This is a genomic window from Gammaproteobacteria bacterium (genome assembly GCA_016765075.1).
Classification (GTDB): Bacteria; Pseudomonadota; Gammaproteobacteria.
Map to the genome: position 1 here is coordinate 1 of JAESQP010000163.1, position 8152 is coordinate 8152.

Below are 8152 nucleotides of genomic sequence, written 5' to 3' on the forward strand. Positions count from 1 at the left end.
AATAATTGCAATCAACATCAGCCCTATATTGTGCAGGCCAGGGGTAAAGAAGGTGGCGATAACGGCCAACCCCATCGCACCACCAGCCCAAAGAATGCCGTTGCGCGCCGTCTTTGGTGACGACATCTGCCGTAAGCCTAAAAGAAATAACAGTGCCGTAATAAAATATGCGGCTTGGATAACGTGTTCCACGGCTATTTCCTTTGATTCTTGGCTTCAAACATTTCAAGCATGCGCTCGGTCGCAACATAAGCACCCGCCGCATTACCTGCGGCTAAAGCAACGGCAATAAAACCAATCACCTGTTGCAAACCGGTATCAGCATGACCAAGCACGATCATAGCGCCGACCAACACAATGCCATGGATAAAATTAGAGCCCGCCATTAAGGGGGTATGCAATATCACTGGCACACGGTTAATCACTTCATAGCCAGCGAAACCAGCCAACATAACTATAAATAGTGCCGCCCAAACACCTTCTATCATGAATTTTCTCCTAAAGCCTGACGCACAGACTCGTGTTTAATTTCACCGTTATGCGTTAACGCACTGCCAGCAACCACTTCATCTTGCCAGTTGAATTCAAGCCTGCCATCTTCATTGCTGAATAAAGCAATAAAATTCAACAAATTCTTGGCATACATTTCACTGGCATGCACTGCCAAGCTACTGGCAATAGCGACCGGGCCATGAACCAACACGCCGTCATGATTAATAGTTTTCCCAGCTTGGGTCAGCTCACAGTTACCACCACTTTCAGCCGCCAAATCAACAATCACTGCGCCCGGTTTCATAATAGAGACCATGTCTTTTGAGATTAGCGTTGGTGCAGCACGACCGGGTATCTGCGCAGTAGTAATCACCACATCGGCTTGCGCAACATGCATGTTTAACATCTCCTGCTCTTTCACTTTTTCTTCTGCAGTGAGTTCACGAGCATAGCCGCCTTCACCCTCGGCATCCAGTTCCAAAGCAAGGAACTTGGCACCTAAAGACTGCACTTGTTCTCCCGCCGCACGCCGTACATCATAGGCTTCCACCACCGCACCCAAACGACGTGCCGTGGCGATAGCTTGCAGGCCAGCAACGCCAGCACCCATAATCAACACCTTGGCTGGACGAATCGTGCCTGCTGCGGTGGTCAACATCGGGAAAAAGCGATCACTGAGTTGCGCACCTAATAAGGCAGCACGATAGCCAGCAATCGTTGCCTGTGAAGAAAGTGCATCAATCGACTGTGCGCGCGAAATACGTGGCACTAATTCCATAGCAAAGGCAGTGATTTTACGCTCACGCAAGGCATTAACTCGGTCAGCACTATTGTAGGCATCCATATAGCCCATTATCGCGCCACCTTCTGGTATAGCCTGAATCTCATCCAGGCCAGGAGGCGAAACTTTAAGCAATAAATCAGCTTGCGCTATCACATCACTGGCACTGTCAACCAACTTGGCACCTGCTTCTTCATAGGCAAAATCAATAAAATGCGCAGCCCTACCAGCACCTTTCTCAACCAGTATTTCGTAGCCGTTTTTAACTAAGCGTGCGACCGTATCTGGCACCAAGGCAACGCGACGCTCACCCGTTGCCGTTTCGGCAGGGACCCCCAGTCTTACTGACATGTCATATCTCCTATTTTGTTGTTCTCCAGACCGTGAAGCACTCATACACAGTACGCCATTGGGGGGCTTTCGGTATCATCCGCGACTGATAGTCCATTTTTAGCCAATACAACACAGCATTGATACTTCATAATAGGCCAACAGTACGTGGTGTAGTGCGTTTTCGAGCAACTTCCAGCAGGGAGTGAATTCTTTCAAACTGCTCTCGGCTCAGATCACTGAGGTAAATCTTGGCTTTATCTGGCATCGTAAACTAACATGGTATTATTAAAAATCATTAACCTATCACACTAATCACGTACATACCTTAAATCTTAAACAGGTTCTTGGTGAAAGTTAAAATATGGCTGCCAGATTAACAGCACTAACTTATAAACTTGCTGACTATTTTTGACAAAGCTAACGCCTATCGCGATCATCATAGGTTTCAACTAGGCGAATTTTTATAATCACAAGCAATAATTCAGTGCTGAAGCCTCATACTAGAGAAAATATCTAAATGGTAGTATCAGCACATGGCGCGGTCTTGAGCGCTGCAATAAAAAATCGTGCGCAACAAAACCGGTTCATGCCACAAGTGTTCTGTCAGCAAACTAAAACCATCAATACACGCATGCCCCTCTCATCATTAGCGGCTTACAGCCAAAACCCATACCGGAGCTTTCGTGTCTGTCAATAATCAACCTTCGTTTGGGTTTTTCCAGTTGGTACGGCTAGTACTGAGAGGCGAGCGCCAATTCTATTGGGTTGCTATCGCCTACGGTATAGCAATTAGTCTACTAACACTTGCCTTACCGATTTCTGTCCAGGTGTTGATTGAGACCATTGCCAATACCTCGCTGATACGTTCCGTCATTTCTCTATCTATCACGCTTTTTATTCTGCTGGCGCTGTCCGGGGTCTTTGTCGCCTTGCAAACCTATGTGCTAGCAGTGTTTGAACAACGCTTTCTCGGCCGCATCACAGCCGAAATCACCATGCGTATGACACACTCAGATACCACACAGTTTGATCGAATGAACCCTGACGATCTGACCAACCGGTTTTTTGAAATTGATATCATCCAAAAGAGCCTACCACTACTGCTGTCAGGCGGCATCACCTTGGCACTGCAAACCTTGATTGGCTATGTTGTTGTTTCGTTCTATCACCCCCTGTTTCTCGCTTTCAGCATTGTTCATATCCTGCTTATGTACCTAGTCTGGCGCACTGCGGACAGGGGAGCAGTACGAACCGTGCTCGAATTATCAAAAGCCAAGTACGACACCGCAAACTGGCTTGAGCTGCTGGTACGGCATCATCGTGACTTCAAATCCAGACGTGGCATCCGCTTCGCGGCCGATCAATCAGATAGTGTGACCAAGAATTATATCGATGCACACAGAGCCCATTTTCGCTATACCTATGCTCAGACTATTGGCTTTCTGGCCCTCTACTCCCTGGCTAGCGCCGCACTACTCGGAATAGGCGGTTGGCTGGTCATTCTGAACCAGCTCACGCTGGGGCAGCTAATCGCCGCTGAACTCATTCTTGCTGCCATCTTTTACGGTCTCTCACGTTTCAGCTATTACCTTGGACTGTATTATCATCTGTATGCGGCGCTCTATAAGCTCTCCGGCTTTTTTCAACTAACACTTGAAGACTTTTCACGTCATTGCTCTATCAAACAGTGGTCTCCAGCAGTACAGTTTCAAAACGCCGAGGTAACATTTCCGGCCAAGAAATACTTGATCACTGCCGAGTTTTCCGTCGGCAGCAGCACACTCGTTGCACCAGAAAGCGTTGGCTTGTCTGATGTATTTGTTGATCTAATCACACGTATGCGCATTCCTGAACGCGGCCATATTTTGCTTGACGGCAATGACCTCAGCGATTTCAACGTACACGATCTAAGAGAGGAAATTTTTATCATCTCAGGCAGCCACGTCTATGAGCGATCCATCGCCGAGTTTCTGCGTTTCGCTAACCCCGACCTCAGTCTTGCCTCCATGCGTGAACTGCTCGATATCGTTAGCCTGAATCCAGTCATCAATAATCTCGATGGAAAACTCGACACCATTCTGGCAACCAGCGGCTTTCCGCTAACGCATGCAGAGGTGATTCGACTAAAAATCGCCCGTGCACTTGCCGCAAAACCGCGCCTACTGGTATTTTCCAGTGATTGCGATACCCTGCAGCCAAAGCATCGTCAACGCATCCTGGATTATATTGCCAGTTTAGGGAACACTACTTTTATTTATTTGTCACACCGATTAGATCTTGAAGGTTTCGATCATTACATGGCGCTGGACTCCGGCCATACCATGGCATTCGTAACTCTCACCGAGCTGCTTAACTACACAAGAAAAAAACATGCCAGCGCCTTTGCGAAATCTGATGTAACGAGAACCCTAATCGATGGCTGATAAACATAAATCGACGCCAACCATTACAGCCTTAGCAGAATTTGCCGACAAGGAATACCTTGATCGCTTTGTAACAACATGGAAACTCAAAATACCGAAACCGATCTGGGTCTTCGGGTTTCTCACCTTACTTGGCCTCATTGTTTCTTTGCTTTTTTTATTTTACATGCCGTGGGTGCAAACTATTGTTGGTCGCGGTCAGGTGACCGCACTTGATCCGACCCAGCGCAGCCAAACCATCATGGCTCTCAATAGTGGTCGAATCGGACGTTGGCATGTGCGCGAGGGCAGCACAATCAAAAGTGGCGATCCTATTGTTGAAATTATCGACCTCGACCCCCAGCTAATCGGGCGACTCAACGCCGAGCGTACTGCGATGAAAAGTCGCTACCAAGCTGCACGCTCGGCAACGCAAACCGCCGAAATCGATTTGCAACGTCAGCAGCGCCTGTTTGAGCAAGGTTTAGCAGCACGCAACGCCTTCGAGAACGCGCAGATCAAGTATCAGGGATTGCTGTCGCGTCAGTCTGCTGCCGAGGCCGATCTAAGCAGGATGCAAATCAGATTGAGTCGCCAGTCCTCTCTAGTTGTCACGGCACCGAGTGACGGCATCATCGTACAAATCTCAGCCGGTGACTCAGCAACCCTGGTCACCGCTGGCACGCCACTTGCCCAGTTTGTACCAGCCCATGCCGAACTGGCGGTAGACCTCTATGTCTCAAGCCTTGATGCCTCGCTGGTAACACCAGGCAGAAAAGTCAGATTGCAGTTCGAAGGCTGGCCAGCGGTGCAGTCTGGTGGGTGGCCTACAGTGGCTATCGGCACCTTCGGCGGCATTGTATCGATTGTCGACCCGGTGATATCGCTCAATGGACGTTTTCGAATAGTCGTCAGTGAAGATCCCAACGATCTGTCATGGCCCGATCGCCGCTACCTAAGATTTGGCGCAAAAGCGCGGGGCTGGGTTTTACTTGACGAAGTCACCGTCGCCTACGAGTTATGGCGCCGCTTGAACGGTTTTCCACCGGAAAACTCTGAAGTAGGCAACGTATTTACGGACCGTGGTATTTCATAATGCAGGTTTATGCATTATGGAATACCGTAGCACTCCTGCTACTCGCCCTAACTCTGCCAGCATACGCCAAGCAAAGTATATTAACACTTGATGAAGTCCTCAACTCATCGCTACGCTATGTGCCACAAATCCTTGAATCAGCAGAAAAAAAACGGCGCGCCGAAGCCAATCAATTTGCCGCAACTGGAGCTTTTGATACGAACTTTGAACAAAACTCTCTATTCTGGTTGAGCGGATTCTATAACGGCACCTACATCGACAATTCACTAGTAAAACCACTACAAAACTCAGGCGGCAAAGTCTATGGGGGGTATCGCTCGGGTACAGGCACCTTCCCAATATATGAGGACGAACTGATAACCCTAAATCGGGGGGAGCTAAATATCGGTGTACTGTTTCCTCTGTTTCGCGATCGTAATTTCGATGAAAAACGATTCAAACTGCAAAATAGTGAGCTTGGTATCGAGCTGGCACGAACCGAACTACTACTAAACCAGGCGCAGGTGCAACATGGCGCCATGATCGCCTATTGGCGCTGGCTCGCGGCTGGCTCGCGACTGTCGATCTATGAACACCTGCTGGAAATCGCCGAGGATCGTGATCATGCTTTCAAGGAACGTTTTGCCGCTGGCGATATCGCTGAAATTGATATCGTTGAGAACCTCCAGAATGTGCTTAAACGACGCGCCCTGGTAGTCCAGACACAAGGTAGGTTTGAAGTAGCAGCATTGACGCTTAGCCTTTATTTCAGAGATCATAATGGCGAGCCGCGAAGTCCTAAGCGGACACAACTTCCCAGTCAGTTTCCGCTCATCGATACTAGCGTTATTCAGCGTGTTAATGAAGATATAAAAAATGCATTCGCGCGACAAATGGAACTCAGCCGAATTGACATCGAAATAGAGCAAGCACAACTACAGCTCAAACTGGGCGAGAACTTATTCAAACCAAAAGTCGACATCGGCGCCAAACTCGCCCGCGACCTCGGCGAAGGCCGTGCCAGCAGCGAAGGCACCGATATCATTGTAGAGCTGGCTATCTCAGTGCCCATTGGCCGTCGCGCCGCGCGCGGAGAAATTAGCGCCGCTCAGGCAAGATTGAATGAACTAAAATTCGAGCGCCAACAGGTGCAGGAGCGACTGCGCACCAACATCACCCAGCTTTCCTATTCACTCAAAGCGACCGCTGAATTTGCTGATCTAGCTAGCCAGGAAGTCACCCAAGCAACGCGGCTTGAACAAGCAGAACGAGAACGGGGCCTTGAAGGCGCAAGCACTTTTTTTCTGCTCAACGTACGCGAAGAAAATGCCGCCGACACCAAAGTGCGCAATGTTATCGCCAAGCTTACCCACTTCGAAGCACTCGCCGATTACTACGCAGCCACCGCCAATATGAGTGCGCTTCGCATCAATACCCCTTAATATCCGTCGACGAGTCTGCTCTTGAGTCCCTGGTCAAGATTGTCTCAGTGTCAGAGCAGTAAAAACTAGCAAGGCCATGGCTGATCAAGATTCCAGTAAGCGTTCGCAGTTTTTCCACAGGCGACAACGTTTCCCAGCCAAGCGAAAGATCGCCCTACCACCCAACGTTTAGGCATGACTTTGAATGTGTGCAGCTCGCTACGTTTGGCAATTTCCACACTGGCTTCAATTCGACCCTTGACACCTTGTGCGAAAAACATCCCAGTGTGGCTCCATCGACCCATACAGCACAGCATTGACACTTCTATATAGGCCAACGATGCGTAGTTTAGTGTCAACCTGCTCCACTGCTGGAGCAAGAATGCTAATCGAGGTAATACCATGAAGGTGTGCCTCTATATGTACTTGGAATCACGCAGAGACCAAAAACACACATAGGGGCACTCTTTAAGCTGTAGAACTTGCTACGATTGTTACAGCCGCGTGAAATATCCCGAACGCCAGTGATGTAACCTTGTACACTTTGCAACATTATCTGGCTTTTGCCTAGTTATAGTGTGGCAAACTGGCATGACAAATGATTGACTGAGGAACCCATGCACGCAACCCTGTCCCGACTTGAACAGACTGATTTTCCAGCCTTGCGCCGTAATGTCTTAGAGACCGTTCAGATCAATCTCGGTTATCTCTGCAACCTCAGTTGTCTGCATTGTCACGTCAACGCTGGGCCGACACGCAAAGAGATCATGAGTCGTGAGACCATCGACACGATATTGCAATACCTGAAAGTATGCGGCGCCAAAACGGTTGATCTCACCGGTGGCGCGCCAGAAATGAACCCCGATTTCCGTTATTTCGTCAAAGCCGCACGCGACCTTGGCCTGGCCGTCATCGACCGCTGCAATCTCACCATTTTATCCGAACCAGGTTATGCTGGCACCGCCGAGTTTTTGGCCAATAATAAAGTTACCGTCGTCGCCTTACTGCCCTGCTATCTGGAAGACAATGTCGATGCTCAACGCGGTGAAGGTGTGTTTGATGGCAGCATCAAGGGCTTGCAAGAGCTCAATGCGCTGGGCTACGGTAAGGCCAACAGCGGTTTAACGCTTGATCTGGTCTACAATCCTCAGGGGGCAACATTGCCACCGCCGCAAAAAGAACTGGAAGCCAACTATCACCATCACCTTTTTGAGCACTTTGGCATTATCTTTAACCAGCTTTATACCGTTGCCAATATGCCCATCAAACGCTTTGGCAGTATGCTAATATCCAAAGGTACTTTTGACGGCTATATGGACCTTCTGCGCAGCGCACACAATGTAGGCAACCTCTCATCCGTCATGTGCAAATCGTTGATCAGCATCGACTGGCAAGGTTATGTCTATGACTGCGACTTTAACCAGATGTTAGGTCTGCCGCTAACTAATGGACAACAGCGCACGCATATCACCGACCTGATGAATGTCGATCTTAACGGGCGAAATGTCGTTGTAAAAGATCACTGCTATGGCTGTACTGCCGGACAAGGCAGCAGTTGTGGCGGAGCGCTCGACGCCGCTTAATAATTTAGAACTTTGGAGTTTCAATTATGAATATGCAGTCTGCCGTTCTCACCACCTACTCTGAC

The 8152-nt window shown here is 49.0% G+C and carries 7 protein-coding genes and 1 pseudogene; 4 read left to right on the forward strand and 4 right to left on the reverse strand.

Annotated elements, in window-relative coordinates:
* From JKY90_10060 to JKY90_10070, 3 genes are all read right to left on the reverse strand, one after another.
* Positions 1–192, reverse strand: a 192-nt coding sequence (locus JKY90_10060) for an NAD(P)(+) transhydrogenase (Re/Si-specific) subunit beta (GenBank protein MBL4852598.1), incomplete at its 3' end; no start/stop codon positions are given.
* 2 nt (positions 193–194) lie between these two features.
* Entirely contained in the window at positions 195–488 is a 294-nt protein-coding gene (locus tag JKY90_10065; protein ID MBL4852599.1) for an NAD(P) transhydrogenase subunit alpha, read from the reverse strand.
* Entirely contained in the window at positions 485–1624 is a 1140-nt protein-coding gene (locus JKY90_10070; GenBank protein ID MBL4852600.1) for a Re/Si-specific NAD(P)(+) transhydrogenase subunit alpha, read from the reverse strand. The genes JKY90_10065 and JKY90_10070 overlap by 4 nt, the downstream gene beginning before the upstream one ends.
* 665 nt (positions 1625–2289) lie before the next feature.
* Between JKY90_10070 and JKY90_10075 the strand changes: the two genes are divergently transcribed.
* The 3 genes from JKY90_10075 to JKY90_10085 are packed head-to-tail and all read left to right on the forward strand — an operon-like array spanning position 2290 to position 6525.
* The gene (locus JKY90_10075) at positions 2290–4029 is read left to right on the forward strand and encodes an ABC transporter ATP-binding protein (protein MBL4852601.1); all 1740 of its coding nucleotides are present in this window, start codon (positions 2290–2292) and stop codon (positions 4027–4029) included.
* Positions 4022–5104 (forward strand): HlyD family efflux transporter periplasmic adaptor subunit, encoded by a 1083-nt coding sequence (locus tag JKY90_10080; GenBank protein ID MBL4852602.1) that lies wholly within the window; start codon positions 4022–4024, stop codon positions 5102–5104. Before JKY90_10075 ends, JKY90_10080 begins: the two co-directional genes overlap by 8 nt.
* Positions 5104–6525 carry a TolC family protein gene (locus JKY90_10085; GenBank protein MBL4852603.1) on the forward strand — a complete coding sequence of 474 codons (1422 nt, stop codon included), beginning with the start codon at positions 5104–5106 and terminating at the stop codon, positions 6523–6525. Before JKY90_10080 ends, JKY90_10085 begins: the two co-directional genes overlap by 1 nt.
* 84 nt (positions 6526–6609) lie before the next feature.
* Here JKY90_10085 and JKY90_10090 read toward each other — a convergent pair.
* A pseudogene (locus JKY90_10090) lies at positions 6610–6779 on the reverse strand (transposase).
* A 342-nt stretch (positions 6780–7121) separates the two neighbouring features.
* On the opposite strand from JKY90_10090, the gene arsS reads away from it, so the two are divergent.
* Complete coding sequence (gene arsS / locus JKY90_10095; protein MBL4852604.1) at positions 7122–8087, forward strand: arsenosugar biosynthesis radical SAM protein ArsS; 966 nt, start codon at positions 7122–7124, stop codon at positions 8085–8087.
* The last annotated feature ends 65 nt before the right edge of the window (positions 8088–8152 follow it).